This window comes from Demequina sp., from assembly GCF_016278765.1.
In the GTDB taxonomy this organism is placed as follows: Bacteria; Actinomycetota; Actinomycetes; order Actinomycetales; family Demequinaceae; genus Demequina.
This window is the reverse complement of sequence record NZ_JADQBE010000022.1, coordinates 20917-46343: the sequence shown is the minus strand read 5'-3', so window position 1 is coordinate 46343 and position 25427 is coordinate 20917. Positions and strand designations below refer to the sequence as shown.

Annotated in this window: 24 protein-coding genes; 4 read left to right on the top strand and 20 right to left on the bottom strand. The window is 68.3% G+C overall.

Annotated elements, in window-relative coordinates; genetic code table 11:
• From nuoL to QZZ29_RS04530, 13 genes are all read right to left on the bottom strand, one after another.
• The coding region (gene nuoL / locus QZZ29_RS04590) for an NADH-quinone oxidoreductase subunit L (protein WP_291381740.1) at positions 1-1870 on the bottom strand (1870 nt) is incomplete at its 3' end.
• A gap of 2 nt (positions 1871-1872) precedes the next feature.
• A complete protein-coding gene (gene nuoK, locus QZZ29_RS04585; protein WP_291381738.1) occupies positions 1873-2172 on the bottom strand; it encodes an NADH-quinone oxidoreductase subunit NuoK in 300 nt (99 codons plus the stop codon).
• A complete protein-coding gene (locus QZZ29_RS04580; protein ID WP_291381736.1) occupies positions 2169-2918 on the bottom strand; it encodes an NADH-quinone oxidoreductase subunit J in 750 nt (249 codons plus the stop codon). The genes nuoK and QZZ29_RS04580 overlap by 4 nt, the downstream gene beginning before the upstream one ends.
• On the bottom strand, positions 2915-3574 hold the full coding sequence (gene nuoI / locus QZZ29_RS04575) for an NADH-quinone oxidoreductase subunit NuoI (protein ID WP_291381745.1): 660 nt from the start codon (positions 3572-3574) through the stop codon (positions 2915-2917). The genes QZZ29_RS04580 and nuoI overlap by 4 nt, the downstream gene beginning before the upstream one ends.
• 70 nt (positions 3575-3644) lie before the next feature.
• Positions 3645-5057 (bottom strand): NADH-quinone oxidoreductase subunit NuoH, encoded by a 1413-nt coding sequence (gene nuoH, locus QZZ29_RS04570; RefSeq protein ID WP_291381735.1) that lies wholly within the window; start codon positions 5055-5057, stop codon positions 3645-3647.
• Positions 5054-7570, bottom strand: a complete 2517-nt coding sequence (locus QZZ29_RS04565; RefSeq protein ID WP_291381733.1) for an NADH-quinone oxidoreductase subunit G — start codon at positions 7568-7570, stop codon at positions 5054-5056. The genes nuoH and QZZ29_RS04565 overlap by 4 nt, the downstream gene beginning before the upstream one ends.
• Positions 7567-8886 (bottom strand): NADH-quinone oxidoreductase subunit NuoF, encoded by a 1320-nt coding sequence (gene nuoF / locus QZZ29_RS04560; RefSeq protein WP_291381731.1) that lies wholly within the window; start codon positions 8884-8886, stop codon positions 7567-7569. Before nuoF ends, QZZ29_RS04565 begins: the two co-directional genes overlap by 4 nt.
• Positions 8883-9539, bottom strand: a complete 657-nt coding sequence (nuoE, locus tag QZZ29_RS04555; RefSeq protein WP_366479040.1) for an NADH-quinone oxidoreductase subunit NuoE — start codon at positions 9537-9539, stop codon at positions 8883-8885. Before nuoE ends, nuoF begins: the two co-directional genes overlap by 4 nt.
• On the bottom strand, positions 9536-10888 hold the full coding sequence (locus tag QZZ29_RS04550; RefSeq protein ID WP_291381729.1) for an NADH-quinone oxidoreductase subunit D: 1353 nt from the start codon (positions 10886-10888) through the stop codon (positions 9536-9538). The genes nuoE and QZZ29_RS04550 overlap by 4 nt, the downstream gene beginning before the upstream one ends.
• Before the next feature lie 9 nt (positions 10889-10897).
• Complete coding sequence (locus tag QZZ29_RS04545; RefSeq protein ID WP_291381744.1) at positions 10898-11566, bottom strand: NADH-quinone oxidoreductase subunit C; 669 nt, start codon at positions 11564-11566, stop codon at positions 10898-10900.
• Between the two features lie 29 nt (positions 11567-11595).
• On the bottom strand, positions 11596-12147 hold the full coding sequence (locus tag QZZ29_RS04540) for an NADH-quinone oxidoreductase subunit B (protein WP_291381727.1): 552 nt from the start codon (positions 12145-12147) through the stop codon (positions 11596-11598).
• Between the two features lie 7 nt (positions 12148-12154).
• The gene (locus QZZ29_RS04535; protein WP_366479043.1) at positions 12155-12517 is read right to left on the bottom strand and encodes an NADH-quinone oxidoreductase subunit A; all 363 of its coding nucleotides are present in this window, start codon (positions 12515-12517) and stop codon (positions 12155-12157) included.
• A 16-nt stretch (positions 12518-12533) separates the two neighbouring features.
• Positions 12534-13808 (bottom strand): geranylgeranyl reductase family protein, encoded by a 1275-nt coding sequence (locus tag QZZ29_RS04530; RefSeq protein ID WP_291381724.1) that lies wholly within the window; start codon positions 13806-13808, stop codon positions 12534-12536.
• A gap of 53 nt (positions 13809-13861) precedes the next feature.
• Between QZZ29_RS04530 and QZZ29_RS04525 the strand changes: the two genes are divergently transcribed.
• Positions 13862-15118 (top strand): isochorismate synthase, encoded by a 1257-nt coding sequence (locus QZZ29_RS04525; RefSeq protein ID WP_291381723.1) that lies wholly within the window; start codon positions 13862-13864, stop codon positions 15116-15118.
• Between the two features lie 22 nt (positions 15119-15140).
• Here the strand turns inward: QZZ29_RS04525 and QZZ29_RS04520 are convergent, their stop codons facing one another.
• The 3 genes from QZZ29_RS04520 to QZZ29_RS04510 form a co-directional block, all read right to left on the bottom strand.
• Entirely contained in the window at positions 15141-15956 is an 816-nt protein-coding gene (locus tag QZZ29_RS04520) for a PDZ domain-containing protein (RefSeq protein ID WP_291381721.1), read from the bottom strand.
• Positions 15957-16088: 132 nt separating this feature from the next.
• Positions 16089-17741 (bottom strand): 2-succinyl-5-enolpyruvyl-6-hydroxy-3-cyclohexene-1-carboxylic-acid synthase, encoded by a 1653-nt coding sequence (gene menD, locus QZZ29_RS04515; protein WP_291381720.1) that lies wholly within the window; start codon positions 17739-17741, stop codon positions 16089-16091.
• Positions 17738-18649: an o-succinylbenzoate synthase gene (locus QZZ29_RS04510; RefSeq protein ID WP_291381719.1), complete on the bottom strand. Its 912-nt coding sequence runs from the start codon at positions 18647-18649 to the stop codon at positions 17738-17740. Before QZZ29_RS04510 ends, menD begins: the two co-directional genes overlap by 4 nt.
• Positions 18650-18976: 327 nt before the next feature.
• On the opposite strand from QZZ29_RS04510, the gene QZZ29_RS04505 reads away from it, so the two are divergent.
• Positions 18977-19906, top strand: a complete 930-nt coding sequence (locus QZZ29_RS04505; protein WP_291381718.1) for a 1,4-dihydroxy-2-naphthoyl-CoA synthase — start codon at positions 18977-18979, stop codon at positions 19904-19906.
• A gap of 21 nt (positions 19907-19927) precedes the next feature.
• Here QZZ29_RS04505 and QZZ29_RS04500 read toward each other — a convergent pair whose 3' ends face one another.
• Positions 19928-20995: a DUF3048 domain-containing protein gene (locus QZZ29_RS04500; RefSeq protein ID WP_291381717.1), complete on the bottom strand. Its 1068-nt coding sequence runs from the start codon at positions 20993-20995 to the stop codon at positions 19928-19930.
• A gap of 33 nt (positions 20996-21028) precedes the next feature.
• Here QZZ29_RS04500 and QZZ29_RS04495 point away from each other — a divergent pair, with 33 nt between their 5' ends.
• Positions 21029-22072 carry an AMP-binding protein gene (locus QZZ29_RS04495; protein ID WP_291381716.1) on the top strand — a complete coding sequence of 348 codons (1044 nt, stop codon included), beginning with the start codon at positions 21029-21031 and terminating at the stop codon, positions 22070-22072.
• Positions 22069-22941 carry a 1,4-dihydroxy-2-naphthoate polyprenyltransferase gene (locus QZZ29_RS04490; RefSeq protein ID WP_291381715.1) on the top strand — a complete coding sequence of 291 codons (873 nt, stop codon included), beginning with the start codon at positions 22069-22071 and terminating at the stop codon, positions 22939-22941. The genes QZZ29_RS04495 and QZZ29_RS04490 overlap by 4 nt, the downstream gene beginning before the upstream one ends.
• Positions 22942-22969: 28 nt before the next feature.
• Here the strand turns inward: QZZ29_RS04490 and QZZ29_RS04485 are convergent, their stop codons facing one another.
• Genes QZZ29_RS04485 through ccsB form a run of 3 tightly spaced genes read right to left on the bottom strand, consistent with a single transcriptional unit; the run spans position 22970 to position 25427 of the window.
• Positions 22970-23221 (bottom strand): DUF4229 domain-containing protein, encoded by a 252-nt coding sequence (locus QZZ29_RS04485; protein WP_291381714.1) that lies wholly within the window; start codon positions 23219-23221, stop codon positions 22970-22972.
• A gap of 10 nt (positions 23222-23231) precedes the next feature.
• A complete protein-coding gene (locus QZZ29_RS04480; protein WP_291381713.1) occupies positions 23232-24371 on the bottom strand; it encodes a glycosyltransferase family 4 protein in 1140 nt (379 codons plus the stop codon).
• A 45-nt stretch (positions 24372-24416) separates the two neighbouring features.
• Positions 24417-25427 (bottom strand): c-type cytochrome biogenesis protein CcsB, encoded by a 1011-nt coding sequence (gene ccsB / locus QZZ29_RS04475; RefSeq protein WP_291381712.1) that lies wholly within the window; start codon positions 25425-25427, stop codon positions 24417-24419.

Here is a 25427-nt window from a genome sequence, read left to right as displayed (position 1 = left end):
CCACCACGATGATGCTGGCGAGCACCAGGAATCCGAGCAGCATGAGCATCGCGTACGAGCGCACCTTGCCGGACTGGAATCGGCGGCTTGCCTCGCCAAGGGCCGCAACGCCGGTCGCCTGCTTGTTGACGGCACCGTCGACCAGGGCGGCATCGGCGTACACGAGGGTGCGCGTCAGGTGGGTTCCAGGGATCTGGAACACGGCCCGGTTGACGGAGTCTTGGAACATGTCGTTGCGCGCGGCCAACGCCACCAGGGACGGCGGCGGGGCCTCCTCGGGGACGTCGCCTCGCCAGTACATCCAGTAGGCCAGCGCCACACCGGCGGCCACCAGCAGCAGCGTCAGCGTGGTCAGGACGGGAACGGCCAGGACCGGCTCCTGCTCGCCGTGCGCGCCCGTCACCGGCTCGAGCCAGTGCTGGAAGCGGTTCCCGACGGCCAGGAAGAGGCCCAGGAACGCCGAGCCCGCCGCAAGGATCATCATGGGTATCGTCATCATGAGCGGCGACTCGTGCGGGTGCTGATCGTCGGTCCAGCGGGCCTTGCCGTGGAACGTCATGAAGAACAGGCGCGACATGTAGAAGGCGGTGATGCCGGCGCCGATCAGCGCGGTGAGGCCGAACACCCACGGCTGCCAGCCCTCGCCCACGAAGGCGGCCTCGATGATCTTGTCCTTTGACCAGAAGCCGGAGAACGGCGGGACGCCCAAGATGGCGAGCCAGCCCAGGCCGAACGTGATCCACGTGGTGACCATGGCGGTGCGCAGCGCGCCAAAGCGGCGCATGTCCGTCTGGTCGGCCATGCCGTGCATGACGGATCCGGCGCCCAGGAACATGCCAGCCTTGAAGAATCCGTGCGTGACGAGGTGGAAGATCGCGAAGACGTAGCCGATCGGCCCAAGCCCCGCGGCCAGCATCATGTAGCCGATCTGCGACATCGTCGAGGCCGCGAGCGCCTTCTTGATGTCGTCCTTCGCGCTACCGATGATGGCCCCGAGAATCAGCGTGACGGCGCCGACGATGGCTACCACCACGCGAGCGTCGTCCGCCGCCTCGTAGATCGCTCCGGAGCGGACCACCAGGTACACGCCCGCCGTCACCATGGTGGCGGCGTGGATCAGCGCGGACACGGGCGTGGGGCCCGCCATCGCGTCGCCCAGCCAGGACTGCAGCGGGAACTGCGCGGACTTTCCGGTGGCGGCCACCAGCAGCATGAGGCCGATGGCGGTGAGCACGGCCGTCGAGGCGCCGTCCACGCCACCCAGCACGTCGGCAAAGCTGACCGAGCCGAAGTGGGCGAACATGAGGGCCATCGCAATGATCAGGCCAACGTCGCCGATGCGGTTCACCACAAAGGCCTTGTTGGCGGCTGTCGCATACTCCGGTTTCTGATTCCAGAAGCCGATCAGCAGGTACGACGCCAGGCCCACGCCCTCCCAGCCCACGAACAGCAGCAGGTAGGAGTCGGCGAGCACCAGCAGCAGCATGGCCGCAATGAAGAGGTTGAGGTACGCGAAGAACATCCGGCGATTCGGGTCGTTCTGCATGTACGCCACCGAGTACACGTGAATGAGCGTGCCGACGACGGTGATCAGCATCACGAATGTCAGCGACAGCTGGTCCACCAGCAGGCCGGCGTCGACATGCAGGTCGCTGCCGGACAGCCAGGTGAACAGGTGAACGGACTCGGTGCGCGACTCGGCGTCGCGACCCAGCATCTGGAAGAACGCGCCGATGCCGATGACGGCGGCGGCTGACGACGCGGCGACGCCGAGCCAGTGGCCCCACGCGTCGGCGCGGCGACCGGCAAGCATCAAGACAAAGAAACTCGCAAGCGGGACCGCAATGAGCAGCCAGGTGACGGACAGCATCGTTAACCCTTCAGCTCAGACGGTTCATCAAGCGAAATGCTCTGGCGGGCACGGAACACGGCGATGATGATGGCCAACCCCACCACCACCTCGGCGGCGGCGACGACCATCACAAAGAACGCCATGATCTGACCATTGATCTCGCCAATCATGCGGGAGAAGGACACGAGCGTGAGGTTGGCCGCGTTCAGCATCAGCTCCACGCCCATGAACGCGATGATGGCGTTGCGGCGCAGCAGCACGGTCGCGGCACCGATGGCGAACAGCACCGACGCCAGGTAGACAAAGTTGACGGGACTCACGCGTCGTCCTCCTTGGCTCCCAGCTCGCGCCTGCGAGCCTTGTTTTCGCCCTTGAACTCGGAGCCGTCGATGGTCTGGTTGCGCACCTTCAGCACGCGCGAGACGGAATCCTCGATGGGGTTTCCTTCCGGGTCGAGAGCCGGCGCGTCGAGCGCGTTATGACGGGCGTAGTAGCCGGGGAAGGCCTTGTTGACGGGGTCGGCCCCGGCCGCGACACGCGCCGCCTGAACCTCCGACTGGGTGCGCTTGGGGAACAGGCGCGGCACGTGAGTGAGCACCAGGGCACCCACCGCGGAGGTGATGAGCAGGAATCCCAGCACCTCAACCACCAGCACGTAGTCTCCGAACAGCCAGCCGGCCACCTCGACCGGCTCGCCAACGGTGGGGTTGTCGCTCACCGAGAACGTGACCTCGCTGACCACGCTGATCAGCAGAGCGCCCAGCCCCGCCGCAAGTGCCAACGCGATCCACCGTTGACCCGTGATGGTCTCCTTGAGGGTCTCGCGCTTGTCGACGCCCACCAGCATGAGCACGAACAGGAAGAGCATCATCACGGCGCCGGTATAGACGACGATCTGCACCACGCCCAGGAATGGCGCCTTGAGCGCGATATAGGACACGGCGAGACCCACCATCACCATGACGACGGCCATGGCGATGTGCACTGGCTTGCGTGCGAACATCAGCGACAGCGCGGGGATGACGGTGATGAACGCAACGAACCAGAACAGGACCGGGGAGATCATGGGTTGCCCCCTTGGTCGGTGTGCTTGGCAAAGATCTCGAGGCCGACCGGCTCGGGCGCGTCCGCATCGACATCGGGAGTGAACTCACTGGGCTTGGGACGGTCCTGGCCAAGTGTTTCGTCGTCCGGACGGTGCGCCCGCACCCACGCCCGCTGCTCCTGAGTCGCCTTGATCACGTCGCCCTTGTAGTACTCGGTGTCCGTGGTTCCCTCGACCATCGGATGGGGCGCGGCGAGCATGCCCTCCTCCATCGGCGCCAGGAGGTCGTGCTTCTCATAGATGAGGCCCTCACGGGTGGGGCCGGCCAACTCAATCTCGTTGGTCATGGTCAGCGCTCGAGTGGGGCAGGCCTCAATACACAGGCCGCAGAAGATGCACCTCAGATAGTTGATCTGGTAGACCCTGCCGTAACGCTCGCCGGGGCTCATCTGGTGGTCGGGCGTGTTCGAGTCGGCCTCGACGTAGATCGCGTCCGCGGGGCACGCCCACGCGCACAGTTCGCAGCCGATGCACTTCTCCAGGCCGTCCGCATACCGGTTGAGCTGGTGCCTGCCGTGGTAGCGCGGCTGGATGTTCGCCGGCGTGGTGGGGTACTGCTCGGTGACGGTGGGACGGAAGAAGCTCCGTAACGTCACCCCAAAGCCCGCGACGGGCATGAGCGCCCCGGCGATGCCACCCGGTTGGGGAAGGTTGGACGTAAAGGCCTCGCGGGGTTCTTCGGTGTGATCAGTCACCCTGTGCCTCCTTCACTGCTTCGACGGTGCGGCCTGACCGCGGGGACGGCGGCAACTGTTGACCGGGAAGTGGTGGGACGGGATAGCCGCCTGCGAAGGCGTCGAAGTCCTCCGACTCGAGCTTCTTCTTGCGCTCGGCCTCCGCCTCTTCCCGCTTGATGCTCTTGGAATCGACCACCGTCGAGAACACGACCCACGCAAGCAGCAAGGCGATGATGGGCGCGAACATCACAAAGTAGTTGGTGTTGCGGTTGAACTCGGGCAGCAACACCATGCCGGCGCCCATGAGCACCACCCAGCCGAGCCCCACCGGGATGAGGACCTTCCAGCCGAACCGCATGAACTGCTCATACCGGAAGCGCAATACGGAGCCACGGATCCAGACAAAGACGAACATCAGCAGCCAGATCTTGAGGATGAGCCACAGTGGCGGGAAGATGCCGCTGCTCAGGGTCTCGTACCCGGGCCAGTCATGCCACCACAGGGGGCGCCAGCCGCCCAGGAAGAGGGTGGACGCGACGGCCGAGACATTGATCATGTTCATGTACTCGGCCAAGAAGAACCACGCGAACTTCATCGACGAGTACTCGGTCATGAAGCCCGCCACCAGCTCTCCCTCGGCCTCGGGAAGGTCGAAGGGCAGGCGGTTGGTCTCCCCCACCATCGAGATCAGGTAGATCACGAAGGCGGGCAGCAACGGCAACGCCCACCACACGTTTTCCTGAGCATTCACGATCTGTTGGGTGCTCATGGCGCCCGAGAACATGAACACCGTCACGAGCGACAGGCCCATGGCCAGTTCGTAGGAGATGATTTGGGCCGTGGAGCGCACGGCGCCCATCAGCGGATACGTCGAGCCGGACGCCCACCCACCGAGCACGATGCCGTATACGCCCAAAGCCGCGGCGGCGAGGATGTACAGCACTGCCACGGGGAAGTCGGTCAGCTGAAGCGGCGTGACCTCCTGCGTGAAGGGGATGCGGGTGGCCGGGCCAAAGGGAATCACCGCGAAGATCAGCAACGCGGCGAAGACGGAGATCATGGGCGCGGCGATATACAGGACCTTCTCCGACGCGCGGACGGTGATGTCCTCCTTCATGAACAGCTTCGTGGCGTCCATGACGGACTGCAGCAGGCCGAACGGGCCGTGGCGGTTGGGGCCGGGGCGTTCCTGAAGGCGGCCGATGACGCGGCGCTCGAACCACACGGCAAACAGCACCGAGGTCAGCAAGAACACCAACACCAGCACGGCCTTGATGATGGAGATCCAGATCGAGTCACCCGCCAGGGAGTCCTCGAAGGCGGTGATGCACTGGCGCTGGATGTCGGTGATCGCGGCGGGATCGGCGACTCCGCACCGCTCCTGACCCGGCGTCAAGTCGATGGCCATGGGCAACGCGATCATGCGTCGACTCCCTTCACCAGGACGGTCTCGCCAGGCTGAGTGCCCAACTGCTGAGCAACCCACGAGCCGGGGGACTTGGTAGGCACCCACACCACGTCGTCCACCATGCCTGGGGTGACGGCGAGCGGCACTTCGATCGAGCCGCGACGCTTGCCCGTGATGGTGACGACGCCGTGAAGGCCAAGGCGCCGTGCGGTTGCCTCAGAGACGCGTGCGACGGCCATCCGGCCCGTGCCCGCGAGATAGGGCTCGCCGTCCTGCAACGCGCCTTCGTCGACCAGTTGGTGCCAGGTCGCGAGCACCAGTTCGCCGTCGACTCTCGACGCCGGCTGCGGCGCCGCAGGCGCGCGCTCCGCGGGAGCTGCGGGCCGATCCTTGGCCGCCGCGGCGCCCATCGACGCCAGTTCGGCGTTCACGGCGTCAACGGTGCCGGTGCCGAGGTCGACTCCCATCTGGCGTGCGAGAAGGTCAAGCACGCGGTGGTCGGACATCGCGTCTGTGCGAATCGCGGTCCCGAAGGCGCGCGGACGGCCCTCCCAGTTGACGAACGTTCCCGACTTCTCGCTCGGCGGCGCGACGGGCAAGACCACGTCTGCGGCATCGGCCACTGCCGTGCGACGCACTTCGAGGCTCACCGTGAACGTGGCGGTCGCGATGGCCTTCAGCAGGTCCTCCGTGAGGTCGCTGTCGTCGACACCGCCGATCACCAGGCCATCCAGCGCCTTGGCGCCCGCGGCGGCGATGATCGCGTAGGCCTCGCGGCCCTTGGTGCGTGGCAAGGATGACGCACCCCACGCCGTGGCCACGGCGTTCCGACCCGAGGTGGTGACCACATCGCGCCCCCCGGGAAGCAGGCCCGGAAGGGCGCCCGCTTCGACGGCTCCGCGCTCGCCCGCGCGGCGGGGGATCCACGCGACCCTTGCCTTGGAGCGCTTGGCGAGCGCCTCCACGGCGGTGAGGGTGCCGACGGAACCGGCCGCGCGTTCACCGACGATGATGATCGCGCCCGGCTCGCGGAGGTCCTTGAACTCGGGTGCAGTGCCCTTGAGTGCAGCCAACGTGGCGGCCTCATGACCCGGCACCGTCGGCAACAGGGTCGCGCCCAGCTTCTCCGCGCCGCGGCTGAGGTGCGAAGCGACCGTGATGACCTTCCGACGTCCCGCAGCCTTCTTGAGCCGCAAGAACACCACGCCGCCCTCGTCCTCGGGCTCAAAGCCCACCAACAGCACCGTGGGCGCCTTCTCAAGGTCGGCGAACGTGACTCCCAGGCCGGTTCCGGCGACGCTGGCGCCCAGGAAGGACTGCTCCTCATCGGAGGAGATCCGCGTGCGCGCGTCCACGTCGTTGGTGTCGAGCACCAGGCGCGCGAACTTGCCGTAGGCGTAGGCGTCCTCCATGGTGATGCGGCCGCCAGGCAGAACGCCCACGCCCTTGGCCTTCTTGTCGGCCGCGGTGCCGGTCTTTCCCGCTGCGGCCGCGAGACCCGCGGCGGCGGCGGCGAGCGCTTCCGGCCACGACGCCTCGACCAGTTCCCCGTCTTTGCGGACCATCGGCTGGGCGATGCGGTCGGCCTGGTTCTGCCAGGTGAATGCGAAGCGGTCCTTGTCGGTGATCCAGTCCTCGTTGACCACCGGGTCGTTGTCAGCCAGTCGGCGCAGAATCTTGCCGCGGCGGTGATCGGTGCGGATCGCGCTGCCGGAGCTGTCGTGCTCCGAGATTCCGGGACTGGACACCAGGTCGAACGGCCGCGAGCGGAACCGGTACGCCGCGCTTGTCAGGGCCCCCACGGGGCAAATCTGAATCGTGTTGCCGGAGTAGTACGAGCTGAAGGCCTTGCCCGATTCGTCCTCAGCGGCGGCGCCCACGGGGCCGTACCCGTCGAAGCCGAGCACATCCTCGTTGAACGTGCCGATCTGCTGCATGGCGCCGCGGTTCTGCAGGTCGATGAAAGTGTCGCCGGCGATCTCCTGCGAGAAGCGGGTGCACCGCTGGCACAGCACGCAGCGCTCCCGGTCCAGCAGGATCTCGCTGCTGAGCGCGAGCGGCTTTTCAAACACACGCTTGACGTCCACGAAGCGGCTCTCGGGCCGGCCGTGGCTCATGGCCTGGTTCTGGAGGGGGCACTCGCCGCCCTTGTCACACACCGGGCAGTCGAGCGGGTGGTTGATGAGCAGCAACTCCATCACGCCCTTCTGGGCGCGGTCGGCCTCTTCCGACGTCAACTGCGTGTTGACGACCATGCCCTCGGTGACCGGCATGGAGCACGATGGCTGGGGCTTAGGGAAGGCGCGCAGGTTGCCGTCCGGACCCGGGCTGGCCACGTCCACGAGGCACTGGCGGCACGCGGCGACCGGCTTCAGCGCAGGGTGGTCGCAGAAGCGCGGGATCTCGATGCCGACCTGTTCGGCCGCACGGATGATCAGGGTGCCCTTCTCGACTTGCGCCTCGATGCCGTCGATCGTGACCGTCACCACATCGGTGGTGGCGGGAGCCTTGTCCGCGATCTCGCTCATGCGTTGGCCTCCTCAGCTGCCGAGTCGTAGTCAAACAGGGCCGAGGCCGCGTGGTCGAACGGGCATCCACCCTCCGTCACGTGACGCTCGTACTCCTCGCGGAACAGGTTCACGGAACTGATGACCGACGAGGTCGCGGCGTCTCCCAGAGCACAGAAGGCGCGTCCAGCGATCGAGTCACACGTGTCAAGCAGCTGCTGAATGTCGGCCATAGTGCCCTGGCCGGCCTCAAGCCTGCGCATGATCAGTTCGAGCCAATACGTGCCCTCGCGGCACGGGGTGCACTTACCGCAGGATTCGTGCTTGTAGAACTCTGTCCACCGTTCCACGGCCCTCACCACACACGTAGTGTCATCGAACATCTGCAGGGAACGGGTTCCCAGCATCGACCCAGCGGCCCCCACCGACTCGTAGTCGAGGGGGGTGTCAAGGTGCTCTTCCGTGAAGATCGGGGTGGAGGAACCGCCTGGCGTCCAAAACTTCAGCTGGTGACCCTCGCGCATGCCGCCAGCCATCTCAAGCAGTTCGCGCGCGGTGATGCCGAGCGGCGCCTCGTACTGACCTGGGCGCTTGACGTGCCCCGACAGCGAGAAGAACCCCATTCCCTTCGACCTCTCGGTTCCCATCGAGGCGAACCAGTCAACGCCCTTGGCGATAATCGGCGGCACGGAGGAAATCGACTCGACGCTGTTGACGACGGTGGGGCGGGCATACAGACCGGCGACGGCCGGGAACGGTGGCTTCAGCCGGGGCTGGCCGCGTCGGCCCTCAAGCGAGTCGAGCAGCGCCGTCTCTTCCCCGCAGATGTACGCGCCTGCACCCGCGTGGACCGTGATCTCGAGGTTGAAGCCCGTGCCCTTGATGTTGGTGCCCAGCCAGCCGTTGTCGCGAGCCTCCGCGACGGCCTTCATGAGCCGACGGTGGGCGTGAACGACTTCGCCGCGCACATAGATGAAGGCGTGATTGCAGCCGATCGCAAACGAGGTGATGACAATGCCCTCGATCACCGCGTGCGGGGTCGCCATCATGGTGGGGACATCCTTGCACGCCCCCGGCTCCGACTCGTCCGCATTGACCACCAGGTAGCGCGGCCCGCCGTCTGGTGCTGGCAGGAAACCCCACTTCATGCCCGTGGGAAAGCCCGCGCCGCCACGGCCGCGCAGGCCGGAGTCCTTGACGGCCTGGATGATGTCGGCCGGATCCATCGTGAGCGCCTTGGTGGCGCCCTCGTAGCCGCCGTTGGCCACGTAGGTATCGAGGTTCCACGAGTGGTCGAGTCCCCAGGTTTTGCTGAGAACGGGCGTCAGATCCGTCACTTGTCCTGCCCCTTCCAGCCCTGCTGCTTGGCGGTCTCGATGCCCACCAGCGACGAGGCGCCGGCCGAGATGCCCTCGTCGGCCCTGCCGTCGTCGAACCCTGCAAGCACACGGGAGGTCTCCTTGAATGAGACCACCTTGTCCGCGCCGCGCGTGGGCACGATGTCCTTGCCCGCCAGGATGTCATCCACCAGCTGGAGCGCCGTCTCGGGAGTCATGTTGTCGAAGAACTCCCAGTTGACCATCATCACCGGCGCGTAGTCACAGGCGGCGTTGCATTCGAGGCGCTCGAGCGAGATCTTCCCGTCGGCCGTGGATTCGTCGTGACCCACGCCCACCCGCTCGGACACCCGGCGCCAGATCTCATCGCCGCCCATCACGGCACACAGCGTGTTGGTGCACACGCCCACCTGGTACGTGCCGTTGGGGCGGCGCTTGTACTGGGTATAGAAGGTGGCGACCGCGCTGACCTCGGCGGACGTCAGATCAAGCAGTTCCGCGCAGAACTGGATGCCGTCGGGGCTCACGTAGCCATCGACGGACTGAACCAGATGCAGCAACGGCAGCAGCGCGGATCGCTTGACGGGGTAGCGGCCGACGATGTCGGCGGCATCCTTGGCCAGCTGCTTCGCGGTGGACTCGTCGTAGGTCATCGGTCGACGCCTCCCAAGACCATGTCGATGGTGGCGATGGCGACCACAACGTCGGCGACCTGGCCGCCTTGGGTGAGCATCGACAACGCCTGCAGATTGTTGAAACCAGGGTCGCGGAAGTGAGCACGCCACGGCTTGGTGCCGCCGTCGCTGACCACGTGACAGCCGAGCAGTCCCTTGGGGTTCTCGACGGCCGCGTAAGCCTGACCGGCCGGAACCGGGAAGCCTTCCGTCACCAGCTTGAAATGGTGGATGAGCGCCTCCATGGACTCGCCCATGATGTGGCGGATGTGCTCCGCCGAGTTGCCCTGACCGTCGGAGCCCACGGACAACTGGGCGGGCCAGGCGATCTTCTTGTCGGCCACCATCACGGGCTCGCCCACGCTGGCCTCGAGCCGGTCGGCACACTGAGCCACGATCTTGAGCGATTCGTAGCACTCCTCAAGGCGCAACACCACGCGGCTGTAGGCATCGGCATCGGTCGAGGTGGGCACCTGAAAGTCGTAGGTCTCATAGCCCGAGTACGGTTCGGTCTTGCGCAGGTCGTACGGCAGACCGGCCGATCGCAGGATGGGACCGGTGACGCCGAGCGCCATGCAGGCCGCGAGGTCCAACTTGGCGACGCCCTTGAGGCGTCCCTTGAAGATCGGGTTCTCGAGCTGCAGCAGCGCGAGTTCGTCCAGGCGTTGCTTGACCTTGGGGATCATGGCCCGGATCATAGCGACCGAGTCGTCAGGCGTGTCGATCGCGACGCCGCCGGGACGGATGTAGGCATTGTTGGTGCGCAGGCCCGTGATGTGCTCGATGACCTTGAAGGTCTCCTCGCGGCCGATGAACGCGGTGGTCATCACGGTGGTGGCGCCCAGCTCGTTGCCGCCGGTGCCGATCGCGACCAGGTGGGAGCCGATGCGGGTGAGCTCCTGCATGAGCACGCGCAACACGTTGGCGCGGTCCGGAATGTCGTCCGTGATGCCCAGCAGCTTCTCGACGCCCAAGCAGTACACGGCCTCGTTCGCCATCGACGCGACGTAATCCATGCGAGTGCAGAATGTGACGCCCTGCGTCCACGTCCGGAACTCCATGTTCTTCTCGATGCCGGTGTGCAGGTAGCCGATGCCCGCGCGGCACTCCGTGACCGTCTCGCCCTCGACCTCAAGCATGATGCGCAGCACGCCATGCGTGGACGGGTGCTGCGGGCCCATGTTGAACACGAGCCGCTGTTCGCCCAGGCGAGCCGCCTCCTCGGCCGCGTCGGACCAGTCTCCGCCAAATACGGTGAACTCGGGTGCGCTGCCGTCGTCCTCGCCCAGGCCTGCCGTGGCGTGGGGGCTCGTCGATTCCGTCGTCATCTCGCCCTCCTACCGGTACTGCCTGCGCTCGTCGGGCGACGGAATCTCCGCGCCCTTGTACTCCACCGGGATGCCGCCAAGCGGGTAATCCTTGCGTTGCGGGTGACCCACCCAGTCGTCCGGCATCTCGATGCGTGCCAGCGACGGGTGGCCATCGAACACGATGCCAAAGAAGTCCCACGTCTCGCGCTCGTGCCAATTGTTCATCGGGTAGATCGCGGTGATCGACGGGATGTGCGGGTCCTCGTCCGGCGCGCTGACCTCGATGCGCAGGCGTCGGTTGTGCGTCACCGACTGCATCGGATACACGGCGTGCAGCTCGCGTCCGGCGTCGGCCGGGTAGTGGACGCCGTTGACTCCCAGGCACATCTCGAAGCGCAGATCCTGGTCGTCGCGCAGGTGGCGGCAGACGTCCAGGAGGTGCTCGCGTGCAATGTGGAGCGTGAGTTCGTCGCGGTCCACCACGACGGCCTCGATCGCCGCCTCGGCGTCGCCACCAAGGAGTTCCTCAAGCACGTCGACCACCTGGTCGAACCACGAGCCGTACGGCCGCTGGGCGGCGTCGGGCATGTACACGAAACGCGTCAGGCCGCCGTAACCGGACGTGTCGCCAGCCCCGCCAAACGACCCTTGGCGCACGTTGATGAGGGTGCGACCCTCCGGGACTACGGGGGACAGTTCGCCGCCCTGAGTGTTCTCGACGTCGCTCACCGCAGCAGCCCCTTCATCTGAGAGGTGGGGGTGGCCGCGAGAGCGGCGGCCTCGGCGGCCGCGGCGATGTCCTTGCGGTGGCGAAGCATCGGCTTCTCCTTAGCCAGATCCTGGACCTTGAGGAGCGCGTTGATCAGCATCTCGGGGCGTGGGGGGCAGCCCGGCAGGTAGATGTCCACCGGAACCACATGGTCCACGCCCTGGACGATCGCGTAGTTGTTGAACATCCCACCCGACGAGGCGCACACACCCATGGCGAGCACCCACTTGGGCTCCGCCATCTGGTCGTAGACCTGGCGCACGATGGGCGCCATCTTCTGGGAGACGCGCCCCGCGACGATCATGATGTCGGCCTGTCGCGGAGAACCGCGGAACACCTCCATGCCAAAGCGAGCGATGTCGAAACGGGGTGTACCCGTTCCCATCATCTCGATGGCGCAACACGCCAAACCGAACGTCGCCGGCCACATCGACCCGGCACGGGCCCAGCCGGCAAAGTCTTCGAGTTTGCCGATGATGAATGGAGGGGCATCGGTGTGTTCGCTCATGCGGACCTCACTCCCACTCGAATCCGCCGCGCCGCCATTCGTACACGAAGGGAATCGTGATGAGCGCGAGGAAGGTCATGATGGCGATCAGGCCAAACAGCGCGAGCTGCTCGTAGGCGACCGCCCAGGGGTACAGGAATACCACTTCGATATCGAAGATGATGAAGGTCATGGCCACCAAGTAGTACTTGATGGGAATGTGCCCCCCGCCGGCGGCGCCAGGCGTGGGCATGAGGCCAGACTCGTAGCGATCAAGTTTCGCCGAGTTGTATCGCTTGGGGCCGATGTACGCGCTCGCCACGAGGCCCGCCACGGCGAGCAGTCCCGCGATCACGCTCATCACAACGATCGGTACGTAAGGGTTCACGATTGCGTCCTTCCCGTCATCATGCCGCCGGCGCGACCTTGGTCATCGCTACGAGCAGTTTGTCAGCCCAATTGCCGCCTCGCGGTTCATAGACGTCCGCAAGTAGTCTAGAGACAAATTCCATGATCAGCGGACGTGGCAGTCCATGACGCGTGCACACCTTCATGATGGCGGGCTTCTCGATGAGAGCGGCAAAGACGCGCCCCAACGAGTAGTACCCACCCAGGTCATCCTTCATCATGCGAGCATACGAGGCGAGGGCTCGTTCACGCGCCACATCGTCCGTCGCCTCCCGCCACGCAACGGCCGCCTCGGTGGCTCGGCGGGCCGCCTGCATCGCGTACGCGATGCCCTCGCCGTTGAAGGGATTGACCATTCCGCCGCTGTCGCCCACCAGCATCATGCCCGGCACATAGTGGGGCTGACGGCTGAACGCCATCGGGATGGCCGCTCCCTTGATGACGCCCACCTGGGCGCCAAACTCCCAGTCTTTGGCCGAGTGCTCCAGCCAGTCCAGCAGCAGCGCCTTGTGGTCGAGCTTGGGGGGAGTTCCCGTGGCGCTGAGCGTGCCCAGGCCGACGTTCGCCGTGCCGTCGCCCAGCGGAAAGATCCAACCGTATCCCGGCAACAGCTTGGAGTTGCCGCGCTCGCCATCCCAAATCTCGAGGTGCCCCTCCATCCACTCCTCGTCGTGACGCGGGGTCTCGAAGTAGGTGCGCACGGCGATGCCCATCGGGCGGTTCTTCTTGCGCTCGATCCCCAGCCCCAGGGCGATGCGGGCGCTCACCCCGTCGGCCGCGATGACGAGCGGAGCCCGATACTCGGTGGGCTCGCCTACCTTGCGACCGGTTTCGTCGGTGGCGCGCGCCGTGACGCCCACCACCCGGCCGTCGTCGTCCGTGACAGCGGCGTCGACATGCCAGCCCTCGCGCACGTCGGCGCCGGCCGCGCGGGCGTGCTCGGCGAGTCGGTGGTCGAACTGGGCGCGCGGCAAGGACAGACCGTACTTCGGGAAGGACTCCAGATCGTGCCAAGGAAACTCGAGGCGATGACCTCCGCCCACCATGCGCAAACCCTCGTTGGGGATCCACCCCTCCTCGCGTGGGGTGGGCAAACCGATCAGCTGCAGCTCCTTGACGGCGCGCGGCGTGAGGCCGTCTCCGCAGACCTTCTCGCGCGGAAAGTGCGCCTTCTCCAGCGCGATCACATCAAAGCCCTCGGCAGCCAGATAACGCGCGGTCGCGGCACCGCCTGGGCCCGCGCCGATCACGATGACGTCGGCCTCGGTCTTCACACCCCCACCCTAAGGCGTACGAGACGATGGTCCGGCTCGCCTAGGCTTGCCCGGTGAGCATCGATGCGACCGCGCCCGGCCCCCTGACCGCGCGCACCGTCGAGATCCCGGACCCCGGAGACCTCGTCACGGTGCTTCCCGCCGCCGGCATCTCCTGGGTGAGGCGCGGCGACGGCATGGTGGCCTGGGGCGAGGTCGCACGGCGCGAGACTGCAGGTCCGGGCCGGATCGATGAGGCGCTGCTGTGGTGGCGGCGCACCACCCGCCACGCCACCGTGCGGGACGACGTTCGCGCGCGGGGCACCGGCTTGGTCGCCTTCGGTTCCTTCGCCTTCGCCGACGACGCCGCCGCTGGCGGCGCACTGATCGTGCCGCGGTACGTGGTGGGACGCCAGGAAGGCCGCTGCTTCTTCACCGTGATCGGCGCGGGCGACGCAGATCAGGTGTCGCTCGACGAAGCCCTCGCCGACGCTGTTCCCGTCACGCCCATGCCGGTGGTCGACGTCTCGGATGGCGACGAGGCGGGGTGGCGCACCGCTGTGTCTTCGGCCGTGGAGGCGATCGGCACGGGAGAGGTCAACAAGGTGGTGCTGGCCCGCGCCGTTCAGGCGCACGCCCACGGCCCGCTCGACGTCCGCTCGGTGCTGGCCCGCCTGGCAGACGAGTACCCCATGTGCTGGACATTCCACGTCGACGGCATGGTGGGGGCCACTCCGGAGTTGCTGGCCCGCGTCGACCACGGCCTGGTGACGTCGCGCGTACTGGCGGGAACCATTCGCATGACGGGCGACGAGATGGGCGACCTGGCCCGCGCCGCCGCGCTGGCGCGCTCGTCCAAGGATCGCGAGGAACACTCCTACGCGGTGGGCTCGGTCACGCAGGTGCTGGCCGCCCACTGCACATCCGTCAACGTTCCCGACGAGCCCAGCGTGCTGCACCTTCCCAACGTGATGCACCTCGCGACGGACATTACTGGCGCCCTGTCGCAGCCCGTGGGCGCCCTCGACGTGGTCCGCGAGCTGCATCCCTCCGCCGCCGTGTGCGGCACGCCCACGTTGGCGGCCGCCCGCGTGATCGACCGCCTTGAGGGCCTCGACCGGGGACGCTACGCGGGGCCTGTCGGATGGATCGACGCCGCGGGTGATGGCGAGTGGTGCATCGCCTTGCGGTGTGCGGAAATCGACCGCAACGATCCCGCCCGCCTGCGCCTGTTTGCGGGGTGCGGAATCGTGGCGGCCTCCGACCCCGCCTCAGAATGGGCGGAGTCGGAGGCCAAACTGGAGCCGATGCGGGCGGCGCTTCGCGCTTAGGGCGCCCCGCCCACTGCGCGGCCTACGTGTTTTCGGTGTTGGCCCCTGCCGCGCCGCCGCGCATGCCCGGTCCTCCATCGCGCAGCCCGAAGCCACCGCCGCCAGCCAGACGGTCGCCAATTGGGAGCCTTGCGAGGGCCTCGTCGGCCGAACCGAGAGTCACCGTGACGGTCGTGTCACCGGAGTCGTCAGCAACGGTCACCGTCACCGCGTCACCCGGCGCGAACTCGCGCAGGATCTCGCGCGCCTGCCACCAGTCGGTGATCTCTTGGCCGTCGATCGCGGTGACAATGTCGCCCGCCTCGATTCCGGCGTCGGCCGCCGGGCCGTCGGGGACAACGTAGCGCACCAGCACGCCGTCGACCGTCTCGTAGCGGACCGGCTGTACGCCCACCCAGGGCACCTCCTCGGGAGCGGGCGGCTCGGGGCGATCTTCGGCGCTGCCCACCGTCACCGATGCGGTCTTCTCGGTTCCGTCGTGGGTGTAGACGATCTCAAGCTTGTCGCCCTCCTCGGCGCCCTGGAGCGCCTCACGGAGAGCACCGCGCTCGTCCAACGTGACGTCGTCGATGCTGACCACCACGTCTCCTACTTCAAGGCCAGCGGTGTCCGCCGGGCCGCCGTCGACCACATGCACGACGGTGGCGCCGTCTGGGGTCGGGGCGATGCGGGCCCCGAAGTACGGCCGGTCCAGCAGCGCGCCGTGGCGTGGCGGCGCCGAATCGTCGGCGCTGTCCGCAGCGGTGGCGGAGGATGCAAGGGCCAGCACCAAGGCGCCGGACGCGAGCGCGCCCGTTCCCCATGCAAGGCCTCGGGTAAGTCGTGAACGGAACATCATGTCCTCCTCGGTAGATCGTGTGTATCGATCACACCAAGGCCACCTGCGTTGAACCTGGACGGAACCTGGGAAAGTGCTGAGACTTCGGGCGCCGTGGCGGCGTGGCGGCGTGGCGGCGCAGCGGCGCGTCAGCTACAGGACCGCCTCCACGATGTGCGCGCCGACCGGCGGCTTCGCGAGCGCCGTTGCCAGCCCGCTGACGGACGTGACCGGCGTGTGCGTGGCCCCGTACGCTGCCGCCAACGCCGAGAGGTCCGCCCGGTGGGGCGTCGTGAAGACGCGACGGACGTTTTGTGCGGGCGCCGCCGCGTGTTCGAGACTGCCGAAGATGGTGCCGCCACCGTCATTGACCACCACGATGCGCAGGTCAGGAGTGCGCTCCTCGGTGCCGACCAACAGTCCCCCCACGTCATGCAGGAACGTGATGTCACCCATGAGCGCGGCCGTGGGCCGGCCGAGCGCGAGCGCGAGACCCACGGCGGTCGAGACGGTGCCATCGATGCCGGCCAGTCCGCGATTGGCGAGCAGCGTGGGGGCGTGACCCACGGCCCAGATGGGCGCGACCCCGTCGACCATGCGGATGGGTCCGGAGGATCCCAGCAGCGCCACGTCGTCGGCCGTGAGAGACGAGATGAACACGCGGGCTACCGCACGCGCATCCCAACGTTCCGACGGCGCCGCCACCGCCGCGCATGCACGCCGCCACTCGGCCAGCCAGGCCGCGTCGGACGTGCCCGGTTCGAACCACTCTTCGGGGACGGCGGGCAGCACCCGTTCGGCGTGGCGCGGCGCTTCGCGCCAGCGTGCGCCGTGCGACGCCACCAGGAGCGACGGCGCGGAGTCGACCAGTCGCTGCACCGGCCTGGACAGCGTGGGCCGGCCGATCACGACCACGCGGTGGACGCGGGACGCGAGCTCTTGTCCGGTGTCGCTCGCCAGCATGGTCACGTAGTGGGACAGGGCATGGTCCCCCGAGCGGGCGCCCGACGTCGGCTCCGCCAGCAGCGGCCAGCCACGCGCCTCGGCGACGCGCCTGGCGTCGTCCCCTGCGCCGTCGCCCGCGATGACCACGCCGTACGCGTCGTCGGCCAACTGGCAGGCGGGCGCGGACAGGTTGCGCAGGCGGGTGCGGGTGCGGTCCATCAGGGTCGGCTTCTCCTGCGCGACGTGGGGCCAGGCGCCGCCGTCGGGCCCCAGCGGGTCACGGAACTCCAGGTTGAGGTGCACGGGTCCGGGAGCGGCGGCGAGGTCGTCCCGCTCCGTGTCTCCCATCGCCCATTGCATGGCACGCGCCGCGAGCAGTGTCGCGCGGCCGCCGCGCTCCGCGTGTTCCGGGGCGGACGAGTTCGCCTCCCACCGCACGAACGCGCCGAAGATGCCCTCCTGATCCGTGGTTTGGTTGGCCCCGACGCCCCGCAACTCGCTGGGCCTGTCCGCGGTGAGCAGGAGCAGCGGAATACCCGCGTGGTGGGCCTCCATGACCGCAGGCATCAGGTTGCCGACGGCGGTGCCCGACGTGGTGACCACCGCAACGGGTCGCGGCGGCCCGGTGAGGGCGCGACCGCGGGCAATGCCGATCGCGAGGAACGCGGCGGAGCGCTCGTCGATCCGCACGTGAAGGTTGACATGGGGGGCGCCCAACGGTGGGGCGTCCGATCCGGCCTCCGCCAGCGCGTGGGCCAGCGGGCCGGAGCGGGATCCGGGGCACAGCACGTAATCGGTCACGCCCTGCGCGGCCAGTGCGGCGATCAGTTCGCGCGCAAAGGCGGCCGCCGGGTGAGTCATGCGGTCACTCTCAGGGTCCTGGGTGTCAGCCGTCCGCGCACGGGAACCAGCGTGTCATCCACGGTGTCCGTCGCGAGCAAGGTGCCGGTGCCGAGTCCGTGCGCGAATCGCGAGTCCGGCAACGCCAGCGCAGCCGCCAACGCCGACGCCAGGCCGACGCTGGATTCCATGGCGGAGGAGATGATGACGGGCAGCCCCGCCCTTTCGGCGATCGCAACGCAGGCGCGAGCTCCTCCCATGGGAGACGGCTTGAGCACCAGGATGTCCGCCGCCTCGGCGCGCAGCACCGCGTCCACGTCGCCGGTGAGACGGATGGACTCGTCGGCCGCGATCGGCACCTCCACAAGGCGGCGCAGGGCCGCCAACTCGCCGATGGTCGCACAGGGCTGCTCGACGTACTCGAGACCCTCGAGCCCGCCCGCCCTCGCGGCCGTCTCAAGCGCCTTGACCGCCGAGCCCGCCGCGGCGAGGGTCCAGGTGCCGTTGGCGTCCACGCGCAGCCGCCCGCCCGTGCCCAACGCGGCAGCGACCGCCTCGACACGCTCGATGTCGGCGCGCAGTGTCGCGGCGGGGTCGGGGTCCGCCCACCTCGGTCCACCGACTTTGACCTTGGCGGTGCGACACCCGAACTCACGCACCAAGGCGGCGGCGTCGTCCGGCCCCATCTCGGGGATGATCGCGGCAGACTCGACGAAGTCGCGTATCGGCGCGGGCAACTGACCCGTGGCCGCCTCCACCGCCGCGGCCCACCACCGATTGCGCTGCTCCGGGATGTAGTCCGCGAACGGGGAGAACTCTCCCCACGCGTCGGCGCCGTCGGGACCGGTGTCGCGGATCAGCACGCCCGTGCGCTCGGTCAGCCCGCGGAAACGCCTGTTGAGCGTCACGCTGAATGGCCGGAACTCCATGGGGACAGAGTAAGCGGCAATTGCGATGGCGAGGCCAGCGAGCCCCTGACCACGAACACTTCTGACCGCGAGGCATCTCGACTCGCCGATGCCCGCCCGCGCACCACGCATGTCGCCGGCAGCTACGCCGTTGTGCTTCCCGCCTTCCCTCATGACGACGCTACGGACCTCCGCGTGCGCGCCGCACCGTAGCGTGCGTCCTGGACCGGCACACAGCTGGCGTGTCGGCGCGGCTTCCGGTTCGCGCCGTGGCCCTCGCGGTCAGAACTGTCCAAGGCGCACCCCGGGTCCGAGTCGCATCGGTCTGGCCCGGCTACGCTGGCGACCATGAGCGATATCCCCGCCCAGGTCTCGGACCTCATGGACCCCACCCAGTGGCGATCGATCGACGGCTTCGCAGATGAGGACGTCACGTACCACCGCTGGGTGGAGCGCGACGGCACCATGGAACGTGACCTGCCCGCCGTGCGGATCGCCTTCAACCGGCCCGAGGTGCGCAACGCCTTCCGGCCGCAAACCGTCGACCAGCTGTACCGTGCGCTCGACCACGCCCGCATGACGGCCGCCGTCGGCACGGTCATCCTCACCGGAAATGGCCCGGCGCCGGACGGCGTACACGCGTTCTGCTCCGGCGGCGATCAGCGCATCCGCGGACGCGACGGCTACCTGTACGAGGGCACCGCGGCCCACGCCCCTGCTCACGGCGGGCGCCTCCACATCCTCGAGGTGCAGCGACTCATGCGCACCAGCCCCAAGGTGATCGTGGCCGCCGTCAACGGGTGGGCGGCGGGGGGCGGGCACAGCCTCCACGTGGTGGCGGACCTCTCGATCGCGAGCCGCGAGCACGCGCGCTTCAAGCAGACCGACGCCAACGTCGGCTCGTTTGACGCAGGCTACGGCTCGGCGCTGCTGGCGCGCCAGGTGGGCGACAAGCGGGCACGCGAGATCTTCTTCCTGGCCCGCGAATACTCGGCGGACGATGCCGAGCGGTGGGGAGCCGTCAACGAGGCCGTTCCGCACGCCGAGCTGGAGGACCGCGCCCTCGACTATGCGCGCATCGTCGCCACCAAGTCTCCGCAGGCGATCCGCATGCTGAAGTTCGCCTTCAACCTCGCGGACGACGGCCTCGCGGGGCAGCAGGTGTTTGCGGGTGAGGCGACCCGCATGGCGTATATGACGGACGAGGCCCAGGAGGGTCGCGACGCGTTCTTGGAGCGCAGGGACCCCGACTGGGAGCAGTTCCCCTACGCGTTTTAGCCGCTCCGGCGGGGCCCAACGCTACCTGAACGTGGCGTGAGCGCCCGACGCACCCACGCCCTCGTTCGGGATCAGCTCCACCCACGTCTGACCGGCAGCCAAACTGACGGGCCGACCGTCCTCCGTGGTGAGCACGTACTTGCCGGTGCGTTCGGCCTTGCTCCACGTGATCGGGATGTACTTGCCCCCCGTGGCCACATAACCGGGGCGGTCCTTGACGATCATCTCCGTCACCGGCAACGCCCAGTGGTCGTGGATCTTCACCAGCAGCACCACCACGTTGGTGGCGGAGATCTGGTGCTTGTCCACCGTCATGTCGGGCTCACCAAACTCGGTGCGGGTCCAGATGCCCTTGTCCGCCCGCCAATCCCACCCCGGCTCGCCGTACCGCGACAGGCGCAGGTCAATGTGGGATGCGGCCGTTCCTTCGAGCGCCGCGGTCGCGAGAGATGCGGGATATGCGTAGTTGAACTGCTGCGGCGGCGGCGGAGAGTCGCCCGCCTGCTCCAGCGCGGTGGCGAGGGTCACGTGCAGGTTGTAGGGCGCGGCGCGATCGTTGGTACGGAAGAAGCCGCGGTCGCCAAGATCCTGCGCGATGAGCAGCTGGCCGGTGCTGCGCGCGTAGTTCATGACGTTCGGATTGGCACCGGAAAACACGAGCGGACCTCCGAAGGAGCCGACAATATTGGGGTCCATCTCGCGCATCGAACGGACCGGCCCCACCTCCTCCGGCTGATTCGAGTGGAAGACGGCCACAAGCCGCGGGATGCCCGCCTCGACGTACTGCTCGAACACCATGTCCGCGTACTCCAGATTCTTCTGGGGCCGCGAGTGCGAACCATCGTTCGGGATCTTGATGGCGATCGACGGCCGCGCGAGCAACGCGGGGTCCGCCTCGCCGGCGCCCATGCCGGTGAGGGGCCACGCGACGGCGGGAATCGGGTCTTCGGGAGGGTCCGCCACCGGCTGCCGCGTCACCACGGGGTCCGGGGTGAACGTCACGGAAGCAGGAGTGATCTCCTCCGGGGCGCACGCGGTCACGGCCAGTGCGACGGCGACCGCCGCGATCGCCCCCATACGTCTGCGCATAGTGGAAGTGTAAGCGCGGCTTAGGCTTGCCCCATGGAGTACGCGCGGCTCACCGACGGTGCGGCCGACGCTATCGCCGACGCTTTGGCCGGCAAGGTGAGGGGCGTCGCCGCGGCCACCTCTGGGTCGACGGGCGAACCGTCCGAGGTCCTGGTATCCGCGGACGCGCTGCGGGCATCGGCTCGCGCCACCTCCGAGGCGCTCGGCGGCGATGGCCATTGGCTGCTGGCACTGCCGACGGACCGCATCGCCGGGGCCATGGTGGTGGTCAGGTCCCGGCTAGCCGGCACCGCCCTGACAGGCGTCGGCGTCGGGTCGTTTACGGCCGAGGCCTTCACCGCCGCCGCGGAGCGACTTCCCCACGACGGGCCGCGCTTCACGTCTTTGGTGCCTACCCAGCTCAGCCGGGTCCTGGACGCGCCTGACGCCGCCGACGCCCTTGCCTCCTTCACTGCGGTGTTGGTAGGGGGCGCGGCGCTCGGCTTCGATGCCACCTCCAACATCGTGCGCACCTATGGCCTCACCGAGACCGCCGGGGGCTGCGTCTACGACGGCGCGCCGATCGGCGACACGGCCATCCGCCTGCGGCCAGACGGGCGAATCCTGATCGCCGGATCGTCGCTCGCCGACGCGTATCGCCCCGAGCGGGACGGCGCGTGGGAGACCGCCGATGGCCGCCGGTGGCTCGTCACGTCCGACCTGGGTCAATGGGCCGCGGACGGGCGGCTCACCGTTCTGGGCCGCATCGACGACGTGATCACCACGGGGGGCTTCAAGGTCAACCCGCGCGCGGTGGAGCGGGCCGTCGACGCCCAGCCGTGGGTCAAGGAGTCCGCCGTCGTGGGCGTCCCCCACCCCGAGTGGGGCGAGATCGTGGTGGCGTTCGTCGTGGCGACGTCGCTCAAGGACAAGGAGCGCCTCAGTGACCTTCGCCGCGCCCTTGAGCCGGTCATGGCGCGCCATGAGTTGCCACGCGAGCTGGTGGTGGTCGAGTCCCTGCCGCGCCTTCCCACCGGCAAGGTGGACTACCGGACGCTACGCTCGATCGCCGCCAACGTTGAACGGGATACCCCATGACGACTGCCCAAGACTGGATCGACGGCGCACGCCCGCGCACCCTGTGGACCTCGGTGTCGCCCGTGGCCGTCGGCTCCGCCGCGGCCGGGGCGCTCGGCGCGTTCCGTCCGCTGCCGGCCCTGCTGGCCCTGGTGGTGGGCCTTGCCTTGCAGATCGCGTCGAACTACGCGAACGACTATGCCGACGGCGTGCGCGGCACGGACGTCAATCGGGTGGGGCCGTCGCGCCTGGTGGCGTCGGGGCGAGCGCGACCCAGCGTGGTCAAGCGTGCCGCCTACATCGCATCGGGCATCGGAGCGTTGGCTGGCCTCGCCCTGTGCGCCGTGAGCGGGCAGTGGTGGCTGATAGTAGTGGGCGGTCTGGCTATTCCGGCGGCGTGGGCCTACACCGCCACGTCGAACCCGTATGGGTACCGGGGGTGGGGCGAGGCCGTCGTCTGGATCTTCTTTGGCCCGGTGGCCCTGCTGGGCACGATGTTCACGCAGGCCGGGACCATCACGTGGTGGGCCGTGGTTGCGAGCGCGTCGGTGGGCCTCTACGCCGTGGCGTTGCTGATGGTCAACAACATTCGGGACATCGAAGGCGATGCGCTCGCGGGCAAGCGCACGCTTGCGGTGCGGCTGGGAGACCACCGCGTCCGCCGTCTCTTTGCGTTCGTGGTGCTCGCGCCCGTGGCTGGGGCCATCCTCGTGGGCCTGGCCATGCCGTGGGCGATGCTGGGGGCGCTGTTGGCCTTGCCGAGCCTGATTGTCGCGGTGACCGTGTGGGTGGGGGCCAGCGGGGTGGCGCTCAAGCCGGTGTTCTTGGGGCTGAGCGCCATGGGCATGGCCTATGGGATCTTGCTCACCATCGGCATTGCGCTGGGCTAGACGGCGCAAGGCTCAGGGGCGAGGGCCGCTACGTGTCCCGGCCTTCTGAGTCCTCGACTGCCTCGTCGGACTCGATGCCGCGTCGCGAACGGTTGATCCACCCGTCCATCTGCGCGGCGGCCCGCAGCCGCATCGCCGGGAACGCCGCATAGCTGACGGCCCATCCCACGATGAACGCGAGCACCACAGCCCAGATGTCGAACCAGCCGAGCGCCCACAGCACCGCATACATGGCAACGAACATGGCGGTTCGCATGAGCCAATAGGTGAGAACCTGCATGACCTCCACGCTACCCGCGGCGCTGATACAGCGAGAGCACCCGCTCCGTCACCACGGACATGTCAAAGTCACGCACCCGCGCAGCCTGCTGGGTGTGAATCGCGGCCCGTGCATCGGGGTCCGCGATCAGCGTCGCGAGTCGAGCTGCGAAGGCCGCCGTGTCACGCGGGTCGATCACCGCGGCCGGGTTGTCCAGCGTCCAGGAGTAGCCGGGGTTGTCGCCGCCCAGCACGGCGCCCGCGCCCGCGGCCATCGCCTCCGTGAGGACGATGCCGAAGCTCTCGCCCCCCGTCGCGGGAAAGACGGCCAGGTCCGCCGCGGCCAGGAATCCCGGCTTGGCCTCGTCGGCAACAAAGCCCTCGAGGCTGACGGTGTCGCCCAAACGATGCCGCGCCACCAGTTCCTCGATGTGGCCCCGCAGCGGCCCCTTGCCGCCGATGCGCAGCGCCACGCCGTCCCGCACATCGGCGGGCAAGGCGGCGACGGCCTGAACCAGTTCGACGGCGCCCTTGCGTTCCACAAGACGGCCCAGGAACGCCACCACCACCCGGCCCCGCGCGTCGGCGGGCCAGGGCTGGGCGGAGGCCTGAGCGGCAATCTCGTCCACCCGCACTGCGTTGGGAATCACGGTGGCGCCGATGTTGAAGGCCCTCAACGCGAACGCGGCCGCGGGCGCCGACACGGCCGCGAAGGCGTCGAACACCCGCAGGTTGCGGCGCAGCGTGAGCCCCAAGGCACGCGTGCCCCACTCGCTGACCGCGCCGTCGGGAAGGATGTGGAAGGTCGCGACGATGTGCACGGCGTCGCCCTGAACCCTCCGCGCCGACCGCACGACGCGCGCGGCGAAGAACGGCGAGTGCGGGGTCTGGACGTGAATGACGTCATACTGCTCGGCGGCGAGGTGCTCGCGCAGGCGGTGGCGAGATGCGGGTCGCGGGGTGCGCAGACCGTTGCCGTTGAAGGTCACGCCCACGTTCGACGTCAGGCCGTACACTGCGGCGATACCTGCAGGAGGATCGCCCCCCTCACCCGAACACAGCACGTGAACCTCGTGACCGAGATCGCCCATCGCGCGGCCGATGGTCCGCACGTACTCCTGGACCCCGTCGGGACGCGCAAGCGCATCGTCGATGACCAGGGCGATCTTCACGCCAGCGAGCCTATCCGGGCCCGCGCCCCAACGAGACCGGCGCGCCTACTTGAGCCCCGAGTACGAGTGCAACCCCTGGACATACAGGTTGACCACCGTGAAGTTCAGGATGATCGCGATCAAGCCGGAGACCGCCAGCCAAGCCGCCCGGCGGCCAGCCCAGCCCTGCGTGGTGCGGGCGTGCAGGTAGGCGGCGTAGAGAATCCAGATCACGAAGGACCAGACCTCCTTGGGGTCCCAGCCCCAGTACCGGCCCCACGCGTGTTCGGCCCACATGGCACCGGACATGACCGTGAACGTCCACAGCACAAAGCCGATGGCGTTCAGGCGGAAGGCGAGCGACTCCAGCGCGCCGGTCTTGGGTGTCGCCTCGATCCAGCGCCAACTCTTGACAGCGCGGTGCGGCAGGTTCAGCCAGCCGAAGCCGCGGCGGCGCACCGTGAGATCGCGCGCCCTGGAGTAGCGCATCAACTGCAGCGCGGAGACGGAACCGCTCACCGCGAAGATGCCGGACGCGATGGTCGCGATGGGCACGTGAATGACCAGCCAGTAGCTGTCGAGCGCGGGCTGGAGGCCCACGGCGTCGCGGTAGAACACGCGCAGCCCGCTCACCACAGCGAACGCGGCAAAGCCGGCCACGGCGGGGGCGATGTAGGTGACGTCGCGCCTGCGCTGCACCAGCATGAATACGCCCACGGCCATCATCGAACCCGTGATGGTGAACTCATACATGCTGGACCATGGCGGGTGTCCGGCGTCGACGCCGCGGGTCACCACGCCCACAAGGTGAAGCGCCAAGCCCACGAGCATGGCGGCGCGGCCGATGCCGAGAGCCCGGGCGCCCGGGCGGGGCGCGGCCGAGGCGGCAGGGGCGTCGGCTGATGCGGCCTCGGCCGGTGCTCCGGCGGGGACCAGCGCTGGCTCGGCCACCGGTGCGGCCTGACGCTCGGCCAGTCTGGCCTCGGCCACGCGGGCGAGGCGCACGGAGTACGCCACCATGGCGATCGCGTACAGGGTGGCAGCGGTCCACAGCGCCATCACGCTGAGGTCGGTCAC